The 16,042-nt window shown below is 60.8% G+C and carries 12 protein-coding genes and 1 pseudogene; 6 read left to right on the top strand and 7 right to left on the bottom strand.

Going from position 1 to position 16,042, the window contains the following annotated elements:
* The first annotated feature begins 661 nt into the window (after positions 1 to 661).
* Positions 662 to 1,333, top strand: a complete 672-nt coding sequence (locus P5706_RS11565; RefSeq protein ID WP_285679321.1) for a sterol desaturase family protein — start codon at positions 662 to 664, stop codon at positions 1,331 to 1,333.
* 2 nt (positions 1,334 to 1,335) lie between these two features.
* Positions 1,336 to 2,436 carry an SMP-30/gluconolactonase/LRE family protein gene (locus P5706_RS11560; protein WP_285679320.1) on the top strand — a complete coding sequence of 367 codons (1,101 nt, stop codon included), beginning with the start codon at positions 1,336 to 1,338 and terminating at the stop codon, positions 2,434 to 2,436.
* A gap of 50 nt (positions 2,437 to 2,486) precedes the next feature.
* Here the strand turns inward: P5706_RS11560 and P5706_RS11555 are convergent, their stop codons facing one another.
* From P5706_RS11555 to P5706_RS11530, 6 genes and pseudogenes are all read right to left on the bottom strand, one after another.
* Entirely contained in the window at positions 2,487 to 3,929 is a 1,443-nt protein-coding gene (locus P5706_RS11555) for a hypothetical protein (RefSeq protein WP_285679319.1), read from the bottom strand.
* 123 nt (positions 3,930 to 4,052) lie between these two features.
* Complete coding sequence (locus tag P5706_RS11550) at positions 4,053 to 4,430, bottom strand: hypothetical protein (RefSeq protein WP_017139558.1); 378 nt, start codon at positions 4,428 to 4,430, stop codon at positions 4,053 to 4,055.
* A 2-nt stretch (positions 4,431 to 4,432) separates the two neighbouring features.
* Positions 4,433 to 5,422 (bottom strand): annotated as a pseudogene (locus P5706_RS11545) (hypothetical protein).
* Between the two features lie 139 nt (positions 5,423 to 5,561).
* Positions 5,562 to 6,626 (bottom strand): lipocalin-like domain-containing protein, encoded by a 1,065-nt coding sequence (locus P5706_RS11540; RefSeq protein WP_200434016.1) that lies wholly within the window; start codon positions 6,624 to 6,626, stop codon positions 5,562 to 5,564.
* Positions 6,616 to 9,078 (bottom strand): ABC transporter permease, encoded by a 2,463-nt coding sequence (locus tag P5706_RS11535; protein WP_285679318.1) that lies wholly within the window; start codon positions 9,076 to 9,078, stop codon positions 6,616 to 6,618. The genes P5706_RS11540 and P5706_RS11535 overlap by 11 nt, the downstream gene beginning before the upstream one ends.
* A gap of 1 nt (position 9,079) precedes the next feature.
* Complete coding sequence (locus P5706_RS11530) at positions 9,080 to 9,736, bottom strand: ABC transporter ATP-binding protein (protein WP_138814754.1); 657 nt, start codon at positions 9,734 to 9,736, stop codon at positions 9,080 to 9,082.
* A 274-nt stretch (positions 9,737 to 10,010) separates the two neighbouring features.
* On the opposite strand from P5706_RS11530, the gene pmrG reads away from it, so the two are divergent.
* From pmrG to P5706_RS11515, 3 genes are all read left to right on the top strand, one after another.
* On the top strand, positions 10,011 to 10,685 hold the full coding sequence (gene pmrG, locus P5706_RS11525; RefSeq protein WP_200434019.1) for a lipopolysaccharide core heptose(II)-phosphate phosphatase PmrG: 675 nt from the start codon (positions 10,011 to 10,013) through the stop codon (positions 10,683 to 10,685).
* A 187-nt stretch (positions 10,686 to 10,872) separates the two neighbouring features.
* Positions 10,873 to 12,531 carry a lipid IV(A) 4-amino-4-deoxy-L-arabinosyltransferase gene (arnT, locus tag P5706_RS11520; protein ID WP_200434020.1) on the top strand — a complete coding sequence of 553 codons (1,659 nt, stop codon included), beginning with the start codon at positions 10,873 to 10,875 and terminating at the stop codon, positions 12,529 to 12,531.
* A 26-nt stretch (positions 12,532 to 12,557) separates the two neighbouring features.
* Entirely contained in the window at positions 12,558 to 14,075 is a 1,518-nt protein-coding gene (locus tag P5706_RS11515; protein WP_285679317.1) for an ArnT family glycosyltransferase, read from the top strand.
* A gap of 34 nt (positions 14,076 to 14,109) precedes the next feature.
* Here P5706_RS11515 and P5706_RS11510 read toward each other — a convergent pair whose 3' ends face one another.
* Entirely contained in the window at positions 14,110 to 15,006 is an 897-nt protein-coding gene (locus P5706_RS11510) for a hypothetical protein (protein WP_285679316.1), read from the bottom strand.
* Between the two features lie 585 nt (positions 15,007 to 15,591).
* Here P5706_RS11510 and P5706_RS11505 point away from each other — a divergent pair.
* On the top strand, positions 15,592 to 15,894 hold the full coding sequence (locus P5706_RS11505) for a DUF6124 family protein (protein ID WP_285679315.1): 303 nt from the start codon (positions 15,592 to 15,594) through the stop codon (positions 15,892 to 15,894).
* The last annotated feature ends 148 nt before the right edge of the window (positions 15,895 to 16,042 follow it).

Genomic DNA, 16,042 nt, shown 5'->3' with positions numbered 1-16,042 from the left:
GAATATGAGGTCGGCTGCGGATTTGCATCCACCGAAGAGCTGCTTTTCTGTGGGAGCTGGCTTGCCTGCGATACAGACACCTCGGTGTGTCAGATACACCGAGTTGATGCCATCGCAGGCAAGCCAGCTCCCACCTTTGACCGAGTATGGCTCTGCTGTTGCTGTTGCTGTTGCTGTTGCTGTTGCTGTTGCTGTTGCTCCGGCCCTTACATCCTTTTCGATGACGAAGTCAGCGGTCTTTTGATCTGCGCTTTTGATCGTGATCTTGATCTGAAATCGCCCCGTCAAACACGATGGCCGGAATTCGACAGTGATTTGGGGGGTAAACCGGCAGGGATGCCGGTTTAGCCGCGCTGGGCCAAGGATGGCCCATCGCGGCGGCCCCCCAAATCAGTGTCGGATTGCGGGCATGCCGAGCCATAGCGAGGCACCGAGTGTTGGGGCGAAGACTTTTTGGTTACTTTTGTGTCTTTACAAAAGTGACCCGCTGTAAGAGCGGAACCATAAGCCGCCGTCACCGCAGCAACGGATATGTACACCAACAACCCGCCATCGCAGACAACCCAACTCCCACACTTAAACCGCGTACCGCACAAAAACTCGCACTATCTCGCGTACCAACTAAGCTCAGGCTCCAACAAAAAAACCAGAGCTTGCCGCCATGGCCCATCCCACCGAGACCTTCCGCGCCCGCTACCGTGCCGCCGTGAGTGCCCGTTACAACCCTTGGCTGCATGCCAGTTTCGTGCTCGGCTACGGCGTTGTCTGCATCGCCCTGGCCTGGTCCTCCACCGTGCACATCACCGCGCTCCAGTGGCTGACCGTGCCGCTGACGCTGGTGTTCTTCAACCTGTGCATCTACCTCGTACACCGCCACCTCGGCCATCACAAACACAGCCTGGCTCGGTTGTTCTATGCGCGGCACACGGGTGACCACCACAGTTTTTTTACCCCCGGCCACATGACCTACGACAGCCCCCGAGACTGGCGCGTGATTCTGTTCCCGGCCTGGCTGATCGTGCTGCACAGCCTGGCGATCACCCTGCCCGCCTGGTGGCTGCTCAAACAATTGAGCCCCAATGTCGCCGGGCTGTTTGCCGGGTGCATGATCCTTGGGTATTTGCTTTACGAAGTGTTTCACGCCTGCGAACACCTGCCCGCCGGGCACCCGGTGGCACGCCTGCCATGGATTCGCCAGATGCACCAGTTGCACGCCCTGCACCACCGCCGTGAGCTGATGCAGGGGCGCAATTTCAATATCGTCCTACCACTGATGGATTACCTGTTCGGCACCCTGCACTGGGAGCCGAACGCCCACGACAACCAGGAATAGTCATGAGTACCCGCCCCAAAAAACTGCGCCATTTGCTCTTCGTACTACTGCTTGCAGTCATCGCTTTTCTGCTGCTGATGCCGACCAAAGTGCAACCAGTGAACTGGTCGCCGCCCACAGCGCCCTCGCTAAAAGACGGCGCCTACGCCGAGAACCAGCGGCTCAAGGGCATTGAAAAAATCGGCGCGCAGGACATCGCCGGCCCCGAAGCCTTGCTGCTCGACCCCCAGGGTTTTCTGATCAGCGGCCTGCAGGACGGGCGCATCATCCGCACCTCGCCAAACAGCCACACCCTGGAGGTGCTCGCCAACACCGGCGGGCGCCCGCTCGGCCTGGCGTTACATCCCGATGGGCGTTTGATCATTGCCGATGGGGTCAAGGGGTTGCTTGCCCTGGATGCCAACCGCCAACTCAGGCTGTTGAGCAGCAGCGCTGACGGCGTCCCCTTTGGTCTCACCGATGATGTGACCGTCGACGCCGGCGGGCGCTATGCCTACTTCAGCGATGCTACGAGCCGCTGGGGCTATGGCCAGGACGGCACAGCGGTGATCGAGCATGGCGGCGACGGGCGGTTGCTGCGCTATGACTTCAGCAACGGTACTACCGAGGTGTTGCTGGACCGGCTGCAATTTGCCAATGGCGTAACGCTCGGGCCGGATGAAAACTACGTGTTGGTGAACGAAACGGGCGCCTACCGCATCAGCCGTTACTGGCTCAAGGGCGAACGCAGCGGCACCCACGACCTGTTTATCGACAACCTGCCGGGCCTGCCAGACAACCTCAGTTTCAATGGCAGCGATCGCTTCTGGGTCGCGCTGTATTCGCCGCGCAACCCGTTGCTGGATGGTTTCGCCGGCTACCCGCTGTTGCGCAAGGTGATGGTGCGCGCACTGATGGTGGTGCCCAAGCCCATCGAGCGTAAAGCCTTTGTGCTGGGGCTGGACATCGATGGCAAGGTCATCGCCAACTTGCAGGATGGCACGGCCGGCAACTACTCGCCGATCACCACCGCACGCGAATACGGCGACTGGTTGTACCTGGGCTCGCTTACCAGCACCGGCATGGCGCGCCTGCCGTTGAAGCTGGCGTTGGCTGGCGAATAACAAAAAGGGGCAGCCCGTTCAGGCTGCCCCTGCTGATTTACAGCACGGTATCAATGGATGATGTTTTGGGTGCAGATGTGCCCAAAGGTCACATACTGCACGTTATCACCGCCGACACCCACGCCCGGGAACTCGTCCAGTTCGATACGCCAGCCGCCGAAGTTGAAGGTGGTGTCCCAGGTGTACTGCACGCCAGTGCTGCTGTCCGGGTACTGCACACGGTTGTCGCCAAAGCAGGTACCGAGCGCGGCACTGGCCTGGGATGTGCCGGCACTGTTGGTGGTGGCCTTGAAGTCGGTCCAATGGAACTCGGTGCCCTCAAAGCGTTTGTCGACACGCAGCACAGGCGTAACGCCCAGCAGTGGCGCACCCGTGGAATCGGACCAGTTGGTGGTCCAGTTCAATGTGCGCCCCGCCTGCGTCGCCATCCAGAATATCGATGCCGGCACCCGCACGATGTTGTCGCCGGTGACTTGCGAGCTGTTCAGGCGTGGCGCAGAGCCGAGGCTCAATTTGTAGTACTTGCTCGGGTTCTGCGTCACGGCCGGGTTGGCCCGCACACGCACCTTGACGGTGGTACCCGGCGTGACGCTCGGGTAAGTGGAGGTAGAACCGGCTGGCACGACGATCCAGTTGACGCCATCAAAGCGCTCGAAGATCCACTGGTTACGGCTGCCGCTGTCATCGCCGGCCAGGTACATGCTCACGGCCTGGCCACGCACTGCCTTGAAGTCGAAGTAATCGACGTCGTTGGCGTTGTCGAGGTTGCCGCTCACCTTGTTCATCGAGTCCGGCAGCGCAAAAGCATCCTGCGGCGTGTCGTTGGGCTCGAAGGCATCGATGTTGGTATCTGCCGCTACGCCAAAACTGAACTGCGCGTTGGTTGCGGTCTTGGCCACCATGTACCAGTAGTAGTCACCGGCCGGCAGCACGCCGTCGATGTATTCATCGGCATTGCCGGGGTTATCGGCGGTGGCCAACAGTTGCAGGTTGCCTTGGCCGTCGTCGCGGAACAGGCTCAGCGACATGTCGGCGCCGGCACTCTGGTTGATCAACTGCACCAACACCCGCGCGCTTTTTGGCAGGTTGAAGTGGTAAGGGAAATCCTGGCCCGTCTGCACTTCACTGATGGTGTAGAGGGTGTTGATATCCAGGGTCGGAAACAACGGTACAAAGGCGGCGACCGCTGCACTTTTCAGCTCGCTCTGATTCGGCTTTTTCAACGTGCCGATAACGGTGTTGAACGGAGCGGATTTGGCAGCCTTGGTAACCGCCTTGGCCTTGCCGTCCCGCGCATCCAGCAGCTTTTGCCGCAGTTCATCCGGGATCGGCACCGCAGTGAGCGTGCCGCCAGGTTTGAGCGCGTCAATCTCGCCTTGGCTGACGGTGCCAGGGGTAAGTTTGGGAAAGGTCAGGTCGGCCAGGGCAGAGGCCGAGATAAAGCAGGAGGCCATCATGGCCGCGCCCAGCATAAAGGCTTTGGTTGGTTTCATTTTTTATCCATCCATAGTTAAAAAATTGATGCTCAGGTGATCGGTGACATCCGGTCACCTGGGATGGAATGTAGAACAATACTGTATGCATGAACAGTATTTTTTAGAAAAAATTAACCTCCTTCAAATAGGTAAGTCACCCCACCTGCGCCAAACGGACCAGACCACGGTTGTGATCAGCCAGGTAAACCCCAGGTAATAGGGCCATAACACCCAGCGTTTGAGCGCTAAAGGCACAGACGCCAGTTCGGCCTCGGTCACAACACCGGCTTTCACGTGGCGCTTTGAATCGGACAGAAACTCAAAAATCAGCAACATGCGGTACTGCCTGTCAATCCACTCCTTTCGTCTCCAAAAACGTTTGTTGCCACGAACCCGCTCGTTGTGACTGAAGTAACTTTCCACCTCATCGAGTTTTGTATATTCGGCAAAAAGCATCAGCCCCAGAACGACGAACATCCAAACAAACCACACAATTGAGTAGACCAGAAAAAAATCCATGGTTACGCGCCCTCTGGCTCGAAGATCAAATCACCATTGACCTCCAGGATTTTCCCACCCAGAAGCGCTCCATAATCACCACCTTCATTGCCTACGCCATACCCTCCAGCGGCGCCTCCAATAACGCCACAGGCAAGCGCACCATTCCCCTTCATAGAAATACCCAACACGATGTTGCATGCACGACGAGCGATGGCTGCACCATATTTTCCGCCCACAGCGGCACCTGCCACCGCCCCCACCAACCTTCCCGTTTCCACATACCTCGCCCTTCTACATTGCGCCTCCCTTCCCATCCCGCACGCCTCCTTGATCTCTAATCCTGCTGCTCCCACATCCAATGCCAACCCCACATAAATCCCCTTCCCCAACCACTTCGACACCTGCGCCACCGCCCCCACCCGCTGCGCATACCCCGCAATCTCACCCTTATGCAGAAAGCTTTTGGTCGATATCCCCAGCATCTTCTTCAACGATTGATTGCCCCGCAACCCCGTGCCAAACCGCGCCGCGCCTTGCAGTTGCGCGTCCATCTGCCGAAACAGCCCTTGGCGCTGACGAGCAAACTCACCTCGGTCCAACCCAACGCCCTTCAACCGCTGATGCAAGCGCTCAATCGCTTCCAGGGTCTGCGCCACCTCATCCAGGTGCCGCGCCCACGCCGACGTGGCGCTGCCGATACCAATCGAACCATTCGCCAGCAAGCTCTGCAGCAAGTCGTAGTTATTGATTACCGCCGAGCCGGCCGATGGCTCCAGCCGCCAGCGGATCTGCTCGCCATAACGCATCAACTAAGCTTCTTCACTGCGACAGCTGAAGCTGAAGTCGTCAGGGATAATCACCAGTTGCCCCGGAGTTACCAAGCCCGTACGCAAGTGCCGGTTCAACACGTCAAAGTGATCAGAACGCTGACGATTTGGCGCCCCGCCCATCGCCCTGAATTTCAGACTGTGGTAGTCCGTTGTGCGGTCATTGATGAATCCCTGCGCCATGCCTTACATCCCGGATGCAATGAAGATGGCGTCGGAATATAGGCAAGCGCAGGCAGCCCGCACACAAGGGCAGGTGCGGAAAATCACATTTGGGAAGTTGCCTACTCGGCAGAGAAAAATCGCCTACAAAAACTCGCGATTAATACCCGGTCATCTCCAGATACCCCACACCACCGTCAAACTGCACCGGCCCTTCCCAGTACGGGATACTCAGGTTCATCCATGCCTTCGGGTTGACGGCCTGGGGCGTGATATCCAGTTGCTTGCCGGGAATTTTCAGTGACCAGCGCGTAGGAACAGTGCGCCCGTCAATCTCGGTGGTGGCCAGCGGTGTGAGCTGAATATCGTCGTTATGCAGGGTCTGGGTGTGCCCTTGTTGGTCGATCCAGGTGCCGGTCAGGTAACCCGCGCCGTCCTTTTGCCGCACGCGAAACAGCATCAACTGCTCGCCACGGTCCAAGTGCAGGGAGAACCAGTCCCAGCCGGTCTGGCTGGCGGCCAGCGGCTGGCTGCTCCATTCGCGGTCGAGCCAGGCCGGGCCGCTGACCTGATAGGTGGTGCCGTCGAGGGTGACATTGCCTGCTGCGGTAAAAAACGGCTGGCTGTAGTAGTAGGACGCCTGGCCTTGATCGGATTTACGGCTGTAGCCGTTATCGCCTTGCAGCACCAGCGGGCGGCTGGAGGTCAGGTGCAAATCGTAGGCAAACTGTGGGCCTGCAGCCTTGAGTTGCATATCGGCCAAGGCGCTGGCGGCACCGGGCCGGGTGGCAAAGCTCCAATCGTCGAGCCAGGCAGTGAACGGCGCTGCCTGGGCGCCTGCCTGGCCCACGCCACCACGGGCGTAACGCTCAGCGGCGTAATGCCGGGTGGCGGAAGTGACGGCGGCGTGGCCCAGCCAGATCGTCGAGTCGCGCCAGCCCGACTCTACCGGCCCGGCCTGCAGCGCATTGCGAAACAGTGTCCATTGCACGCCGAACACACGGCCTTGGGCATCCTTGAGGTTGGCGGTGACGTACCACCATTCGATGCGAAAGCCTGGGTGCGGGCCGTGGTCTTCGGGAAAGCTGAAGACCTTGCCAGGCACCACCTGGGCAAAATCCGCCGCTTCGCTGCCAAGGCCGGCGAAGCTTTCCGGCGGCGCGGGGGCTTTGTCGCAGGCGGTTAATAGCAACACGGCGGCCCACCACCAGGGGTTAATCTTCATTGGCAAAGGTCCTCAGCAAATCCGCCGGGCGGCTGCGGTACAACTGCCACAGTGGCCAGGCCGAGGCCAGCAGCGTGGCAAGCATCGCCAGCCCCAGCAATTGCGCCAGCTGCCACGGGAACACTTGCAATGGCAGGCGCCAGCCGAACGCCTGCACATTGATCACCGCGTCCAGGCACCAGGCCAGCAGCAGGCCCAAGGGTAAGGCCAACACCAGCGTCAACACCGCCAGCAGCCAGGTTTGGCCGAGGTTCAGCAGCATCAGTTGCCGGCGCGTCACGCCCAGCGCCCACAGCGGTGCGAGTTGGCCAAGGCGGCTTTGGCTCTGGGTCAGCAGGCTGATAAACAGCGCCACACCGGCGACACCCAGGGTCAGGCTGTTGAGTGCGGCGGTGGCGGCGAAGGTGCGTTCGAACACCTGGCTCGACCAGCCTTTGAGCTGCTGCTGATCGACGATACGGCTGTCCTCCAGGGCAAAGTCGCGCCGCACTTCCTGCACCAGCGCCGGTACATTCTCGGGCAGTACGCGCAGGTTGAAGCGCGCCGGTGCCAGGCCCGGCCAGTGCGCCAGCAAGTGTTGCGAATTGACCAGCAGATGCCCCTTGGGGTTGCCGTAGTCGGCGTAAACCCCCACCACTTTAGGCGACCACACGCCTTGCGGCGTAGGCAGCTTGATCGCGTCGCCCAGGCCCACCTTCAAGCGGCGCGCCAATTGCTCGCTGAGCATCACGCTATCGCCCTGCAGCAGTTGGTCCCACGGTGCGCTGGCCGATTGCAACAGCGGCCAGTGCTGGCGATAGGTTGGGTCATCGACCACTCCAAACACATCCGCCGGCCAGCCCTGCAATTGCACCGCCACTTGCCAGGTGGGCAGCACCGCCTGCACCAGCGATTGCTGCGCCAACCAGCTGGAAAGCTGCTCGGCCTGGGCCGGGTTTTGCGGGTTGAGGTACAGCTCGGCGGTAAGGCGTTGTTCCAGCCAGTTATTGAACGTCTGGCGAAAACCCGAGGTCATGGAGCCCGCACCAATGTTCGCCGCCAGGGCCAGTAGCAGCGCCATCAACGCCAGGCTCAAGGCCGGCAACTGCTGGCGGCAATCGGCAAGAAACCACTGGCCCAATACTGAACGGCTACGCCCCAGCACCGCCGTCAACAAACCATTGAGCACCACCGGCAGGCCGAGCGCCGCGCCCAGCAGCAAAGCGGCCATCAGCACAAACCCGGCGGCGAGGCTGTTGCCCCACCACAGCGCCAGCACTGCAATCGCCAGCGCGGTAGCTGCCACCCAACCCTGACGTCGCAGCCAGCGCCCGTGCGCCTCATGCCAGGCCTGGGCATTGGCCAGCGCCAGCAAGGGCAGACGCGCCGCGCGCCACAGGCTGCTGGCACCTGCCAGCAGGGCACCGAGCAGGCTCAAGCCCAAGCCGGCCAGCCACCACCAAGGGCTGAGGTTCAACTGGCCCGCCACCTCGGCGCCGTACAGGCCGCGCAGGCTGGCGGCCACATCCGGCAACAACAGGCTTGCCAGCAGGTAACCACTGACCACGCCCAGCACGCCGCCCAGCAACGACAACACGCCCAGCTCAACCGCCAGGCTGACGATCAGCACGCGCGCGCTGACCCCGCAGGCACGCAAGGTGCGCAGCAAGCCACGGCGTTGTTCCAGGGCCAGGCCGATGGCGGCGTGGACAATAAACAGGCCGACCACAAAGGATAAAAAGCCCAAGGCATCGAGGTTCAGGTGAAAGCTCTCGGTCAGGCGCGAGAGGTTGTTGTCTTCGCCTTGCTTGAGTTGCAACGCGGCGGGCGGCGTCGGGTGGTTGGCGGCAAAGGCCTTGTCCACCAGCAGGCGCGACAGGCGCCCCGGCATGTCCAACAAGGGCTGGGCGAAGCCGATATCGGTCAGCAGCAGGCCGGGGGCCATGTCGGGCTGCACCTGCAACGGTGGCAACCGTTGGCCGCTCACCGTCAACGGTTGCTCACCGGCCTGTAACCCCAACGCCTGCAAGGTTTGCGCGGCGATCCAGGTTTGCCCAGGCGGGTTGAAAAACCCGAGCATCTGCGCCTGGCTCAAGCGCTGCCCCGCCACCGCACCGCCACCAGGCAAGGACAACGGCTCGATGCCCATTAATTGCAGGCGCAGATCTTCATGCCCCTTGAGCAGCAGCCGCCCCTGCACCACCGGCGACACCGGCCAGCCGGCACGGCGCAGTTCGGCAAACAGCGCTTGCGGGAAGCTCGCACCGTCTGGCGCACTCAGGCTGGCTTGCGGCTCACCGCCAATCAGTTGGCTGGCACGCGCATAGCTGTCGCGCGCCTGGCTGTTAAGCGCCTGCACGCCGGTCAACAGCGCGGTGGCCAGCCACAAGCCGGTGAGCACGCTGAAGAACTGCACCGGGTGCCGTCGCCAATGGCTCAACAGCGCGCGCAGTGCCCAATAAAATACCCTCATCTCAAGCGACCACACGGCCACGCCGTAACACCACCTGGCGGTCCAGGCGCGCGGCGATGCGTGGGCTGTGGGTCACCATCAACAGGCTGGTGGGGCTGTCACGCAGCAGGTCCAGCAGCAATTGCAGCACGTCATCGCTGGTGGCCTCGTCGAGATTGCCGGTAGGTTCATCCGCCAGCAACAAGCCGGGGCGCGAAGCCAACGCACGGCCCACCGCAACCCGCTGCTGTTGGCCGCCGGAGAGTTGTTCGGGATACCGCTTGAGCAAGTCGCCCAGGCCCAGGCGCTCGACCAGTTGCGCCTGCCATTGCGGGTCGAAGCGCCCAGCCAGACGGGCCTGGAACGCCAGGTTGTCGTCGACACGCAAACTGCCGATCAAGTTGAACTGCTGGAACACCAGGCCAATTTCGGTGCGGCGCCAATGCGCCAGTTGCGCCTCGCTCAGTTGGTCCAGGCGTTGCTCGCCCACCTGGACAGTGCCGGCGTCCACACGGTCGAGCCCGGCGACCAAATGCAGCAACGTACTTTTGCCGCTGCCCGACTCGCCCATCAATGCCAGGCTGCTGCGCTCCCCAAGGTACAGGTCGACACCCGCCAGCACCGGCAGTGGGCCTTGCGGGGTGGCGTAGCTTTTAACAACACCTTGCACCTGCAACATAAACACGCTCGTTTAAAGGACTGCAAACGAGCATAACGGCTGACGGACGACCCCATGCAAATTTTTCACATCGATTTCACTGCCTGCCCACCCTCGCCCCTCTAAATTGCCCCCCAGTATCGATAGCCAGCAACTTGTTAGTTGCCGCCCACGGCAACTTCTAACGGCTGGATGTTCAGCCAAAAGACAGCAGCGCTATGACACGCTCCGCTTCAACTACGGGCATCCGTCAGTGCGTTGCGCCTATTTGAATAAAACACTGAAGACAGTGCCCATGGTGAATGATGTGGTTGACCTTACCCTGACCAAACCGCGCTCACGCCGGGGCTATCTCAAGCGTCTGCGAAAGTGGTGGGCGGGCCTTGCCGTTATCGGCTTGCTGCTCGCCGGTTTCCTGTTTTGGCCGTTTGCGCCGCGCGACCTGAGCGTCGGCAATCGCCTGCTCACCTCGCAAGTGCTGCCGGCCTGGCGTGATGGCGACCTGATCGTGCTGGTGCGTCACGAAGAGCGCTGCGACCGCTCGGCCAATACCTGCTTCGGCGCACCTGAAGGCCTGACAACCGTCGGCACCCAACGCGCCGAAGAAGTGGGCAAGGCCTTCAAACTACTGGGCCTGGAAAACACCGACATCGTTACCAGCCCGGCCTTGCGCACGGTACAGACCGCGCACTTCATGTTCGGTAGAGCCGAACTGACCCCAGGCGAGAAGACCATCTGCGGCGAAGACATCGATGAGGAACTGCTCAGCCGCAAACGGCCTGGTCGCAACCTCGTTTTTGTCACCCACAGTGGCTGTATTGCCGACTTTGAAAGCGCCCTGGGCTACCCTCGCGCGCCATTTTCTGCATACGGCAGTGCCCTGTTCGTGCGCGTACTGGCCAACGGCAAATTCGAGACGCTTGGCATCATGAAAGGCCCCGCCTGGTCCGCCGTACTTAAGAAGCTGTAGACACTTTTTTACCTATAACTTTCTTCATGTTCAGCAAAACGACAGCCCTGTTCTGGCATGTTCAACTGCGCCCGCTACTATTGGACGTCATGAATATTTTCATCGACTTAGTGAACTTAGTGATTCTTCCTACAAACTTTTACATATCTGCTTACTTCGCCATTAAACGTCAAGGAGTGACGTTTTCATGACTCGATTGCTTAAACCCCTACCTCTGTTGCTACTGGCCTTCGCGGTGTTCTATCTACTGCCCATGGGCCTGCACGGTTTATGGATCCCGGATGAAACCCGCTACGCCCAGATCAGCCAGGAAATGATCCAGAGCGGCAATTGGGTCGCACCACACTTCATGGGTGTGCGCTATTTCGAAAAACCCGCCGCCGGCTATTGGCTGATCGCCCTCGGTCAGGCGGTGTTCGGTGAAAACCTGTTTGGCGTGCGTGTGGCTTCAGCCTTGACCACCGGCCTGAGTGTGTTGCTGGCCTACCTTATCGCTCGCCGCCTGTGGAACGACCCGCGCAAAAGCTTCGCCTGCGCCCTGCTCTACATGAGCTTCGGGCTGGTGGCCGGGCAAGCGGGGTATTCCAACCTCGATCCGCAATTCACCTTCTGGGTCAACCTCAGCCTGGTAGCGCTGTGGTTTGCCCTCGACAGCCGCACCTCGCGTGCTCGTCTGGGTGCCTGGGCAGTGCTGGGTGTGGCCTGCGGCATGGGCTTTATGACCAAGGGCTTTCTGGCCTGGCTGTTGCCCGTGCTGATCGCCGTGCCGTACATCCTCTGGCAACGCCGGCTGGGTGAACTGTTGCGCTACGGCCCGCTGGCGATTGTGGTCGCCGCGATCGTCTGTGTGCCGTGGGCCTTGGCCATTCACTTGCAGGAGCCCGACTACTGGCGCTTCTTCTTCTGGCACGAGCATATCCGTCGCTTCTCTTCCGACAATGCCCAGCACGCGCGCGCCTGGTGGTTCTTCCTGCCGATCATGGTGGTTGCCTGCCTGCCATGGGCGGCGTTGCTGCCGGCCACACTGATCAAGACCTGGAAAGACAAAGCCCAGCCGGCCATCGTGTTCCTGGCGCTGTGGCTGCTGTTGCCGCTGACCTTCTTCAGCATGAGCCGCGGCAAATTGCCGACCTACATCATGCCGTGCCTGCTGCCGCTGGCCTTGTTGATGGGCCATGCATTGATCGACTTGATCCGGCAAGGCAAGACCCGCGCGATCCTGATCAATGGCCTGGCAAACGCCGTGATCGGCCTGGCGGCGATGGTGGCGTTGATCTACCTGCAAATCAGCAACCCGATGTACGGCAACAGCCACGCAGAGATGTTCAGCCTGTCCCTGGCGTTTATCGTTTTGCTGGCCTGGATTCTCGCCAACCTGCTGCAAGCGCTGCGCCCGCTGACCTTGTGGGCAATGCCGGCCCTGGGCATCGGCTTGCTGGTGGCGTTATTGCCGGCGGGCATGCCGGCGATGATCACCGATACCGAAATGCCCGACCAGTTCGTGCTTGAGCATCTGGATGAATTGCAACAAACCCATGCTTTGATCAGCAACGAGTTGGGCTCCGCATCGGCCTTGTCCTGGCGCCTGGGTCGCCCGGAGGTGGCGTTTTACGACACCGAAGGCGAGCTGCGTTATGGCCTCCAGTACGCCGACTCGGTGCACCGCAAGGTCGACCTGGACAGCGTGCAAACTTGGCTTGCGCAGGCGCGCCAGCAAGGTTCGGTCGGCGTGCTGATGCGCGTGCGCAGCACCAGCGAACACCGTGAAGAAGGGCAGCTGCCACCGGGTGGCAAACGCTATCGCAAAGGCGCCCTGCTATTGGTTATTTATCCGCAGCTTCCTTAACGTTACGCCTGCCTTGAGAGACGCCCATGAGTTTCTTCAAAACCGAACGCGGCGCCCTGGTGCTGCTGCTGGGCGTCTCGGCGCTGCTCCTGCTGCTGGGCCTGGGCAGTCGCGACCTGTGGGGGCCGGAAACCCGCTGGGCCAATATCGCGTTGCAGATGCTGCAAAGCGGTGATTACTTCGACCCCTACCTCAAGGGCGCGCCCTACTACGACAAACCCCTGCCCTCCTACTGGCTGATCACCGGCTTCGCCAACCTGATGGGCGGGCTTGGCCCCTGGTCGCTGCGCTTGTCGTCAGTGATTTCAGCGTGGCTGAGCATCTGGCTGGTGTACTTGATCGGCGAGCGCCTGTTTCGCAAAGGCACCGGGCTGATTGCCGGCTGGATGCTCGCCACCACCTTCTACTTCCTGTTCTGGGCGCGCGTGGCCACGGCCGACATCCTCACCGTGTGCGGCGTGCTGGCAGCGGTGTGGTGGTATTGGCGCGGGCCGGACGACACGCGGCTGGGGCGCTACACCGTGTTTTTCCTGCTGCTGGCGGCCACCTCGCTGTTCAAAGGCTTGATCGGTTTTGTGCTGCCGGGCCTGGTGCTGCTGCCGCACCTGCTCAGCGAACACCGCTACAAGCGCCACCTCAACCTGCGCCTGCTGCTGGCCATGCTGATTGCAGCGGCGTTTTATGCGATTCCCTTCGTGCTGTCCCACCTCTACGGGGCGCCGACTTACGGCGAGAGTGGCCTTGAACTGGTGTTCAAGGAAAACGTCGTGCGTTTCTTCGACCCTTTCGACCACATGGGGCCGATCTACACCTACCTGATCTACCTGCCCGCCTACACCTTGCCCTGGGCACCGTGCTGGTTGCTGGGCCTGTGGCTGGCGCTGCGCAACTGGCGCCAAACGCCACCGAACGTGCGCTGGCTGGTGTGGGGCCTGGGCCTGCTATTTGTGTTTTTCACCGCCAGTGGCAGCCGGCGCAGCTATTACGTGCTGCCGCTGGTGCCTTTTGCCCAGTTGTTGGCAGCCTGGTGGTTGAGTGAACGCCTGGAGCAAAAAACCGCCAGTTGGCCACGTTGGCAAAAAGGCTTCGGTTTCACCGCAGGCTTGCTGTTGCTGGTACTCGGGGGCATCTATCCCTGGGTCACCGGCAATGGCGGCGTGACCCGCTTCGCCGACGATGTACAAGCCGAAGCGACCAAAAGCGCACCGTGGAATCAATGGCAGATGGTGATGGTAGAAGTCGACAACAAGGTGCCGATGTACCTGCAAAATGGCGGCAAACCGTTCTACTACGTCAGCGAAACCCAAGACTTCCCGCGCCAGGGCGACAGCGCTGCCTTGATGGCCTGGCTGGTAAAAACCAGTGGCCAAGCCTTTGACCCGCAGCACACCATCATCGTCGCGCAGTATTCCAAGGAAGACCCGACACCGCTGGCCTACCTGGGCACGGATCACACGGTGATCACCACGCAGCCGGATAATGGCGAGCGGTTGTTCCAGAAGCGCTCGGGTGGCAGCGTGGCGTTTGTTCCAACGCAACGCTGACGGCATTATCGGCGTCACCCTGCCTGGAACGCCGCTAGCGCTTCTCAAACACGGCATAACCGACATAAGCAAAATCCGACAACCGCCGTGCTTCGGAACCGGGGTAAGTGAAATGCTCGCGTGTCAGGTAAGGCGCAGGAAGGTCAGGAACGTCCTCCACTCTTCCGTCTATTTCGCCGTTACTGGCGGTGGAATGGGCGCCGCCTTGCTGATCAATGAATTCGAGAACGTGTTCAGCATTCGCGGCACTGTTGGCGCGAACATCGGCGGGTAAGCGGGGGTCGTTCCAGTCACCGCCTGTGTGCACCGTGAAGGCGACCCGCTCGTCAGCATCGAGCACGGTAGCAAGTGCCTTGAACAAGGGATTGGAAGTGATCACCTGCACCGAGCGTCGATCACCTGCTGCACGGCCGTGAGGGGCAGGCCTTGGCCTGATGCCCCTACGACCGCCCTCCCCCAGTACGCGGTAGCCTTGCTCGGCGAACTGGGTCAGGCGGTCAACCTCGGACGCAAACCCCTTTATACCCTGCACGTCCAAGCGCCCATCACCGGGGTAACTGCCTTTGACCCTGCGCAGGCAGGGGTCGTTGTCAATGTGGTGAATCACCCGCGCCAGACGATACATGGCGTTGGCACGCGACACGGGGTCTGGGTTGGCGACGGTAAAGTCGCCGACCTGTCGCTTCAAGTGGGTGATCAAACGGGTTTGGCGTTCACGCCTTTGCGGGTTCCAGCCAAAGGCGCGTGACATGATGCCCGTGCCGAGCATGGGGTTGTCCTTGTAGATTTGCGTGGCTGAGCGCTGATCGTCTGCCGGCCGTGTTTGCCCGCGTGTCGGCAGGCTGGAGGCATCAGCCTCCGTGCGAGGAGCAGGCAGCGTCGGCAAGTGCGCCTGTCTGAAAGGCTGAAAGTGTCCAAACGTTTGGGTCATGAGCTGCGTTGTCCATCAAAATCCAACAGCGTCGAAAGGCTGAGGTTTCAGGCGAAACCGCACAGTGTGTTGGTAGTGACGGCGCAAAAGGTTCCATCGGAAGCTGCGGTTGATGGCGTTGACGATCGTTCCTACGCGCAGCAAAGGAATGCCTCTTGGGACGCTCCGCGTCCCGCCACTTTGGCCTTTGCGCACATGTGACGCGGAGCGTCAGGGGCGGCATTCCCACGCGGAGCGTGGGAACGATCAAATCGGGTCCGGCGGTTGATGGCGTTTGGTCATGGTTTGTAAAAGGCCAGCAAGACGCATCCCTTTTAATTGCAGGACGTTTCCTAGACAATCCCTTCCGCCTTGTGCCTGTTGGAATCGATGGCTAGTCTGCAATCCGTCACTGCTTATCAGTGATCGGGTTTAGTCGCTCGGGTCTCATATGGCGCATGGTCCTCCGTGAAGTTTTATGGTGGCTGTGCGTAGGGCACCTTCGGGTGCGCCGGTTTTCCATGTGGCCGGTCGACTAACCTGCGTACAGCCGCCACCCTCGTTTAGTCGCGAAGGGTGTCAGCTCCAACCATGTGGAGTTACACCATGAAAAAAACTGTTCCAGACCCACCTCGCAACGCCACCAAAGACCGCGCCGCCTTCAATCGCGCCATCGACCATTACCTGCCCTCCAAGGGTGTTCAAATCGAAGATTTGAGCTTCGAAGATGCCCTGCTCTACACCGCCAGCTTGCTCGACAGCGCTTCAGCGACCGCGCTCAATTGCGGCGATCTGCTGGCCAGCCCCCAGCGGGCGAAGATTCTGGCGGTGTGGCATTTGCTGGAGGTGGCCAAGACCACGGTGGACCGTTCTATCGAGTGCCTGAATCCTTCAAAACCAACCGCCTGACTGTGGTCTAAAAATGTGGGAGCTGGCTTGCCTGCGATAGCCAAGTCTGTGGCAGGTGGGCTGTTGTGGCGAGCAGGCTTGTCCTGCGTTGGGCTGCGAAGCGGCCCCAGTAAAGGCACTGCAGTTTTCCTGAAAGAACTCAGCGTCT

Origin of the sequence: Pseudomonas sp. ChxA (assembly GCF_030263855.1) — a bacterium.
Taxonomy (GTDB): domain Bacteria; phylum Pseudomonadota; class Gammaproteobacteria; order Pseudomonadales; family Pseudomonadaceae; genus Aquipseudomonas; species Aquipseudomonas fluorescens_CB.
This window is presented reverse-complemented; position numbering and strand designations above follow the sequence as displayed.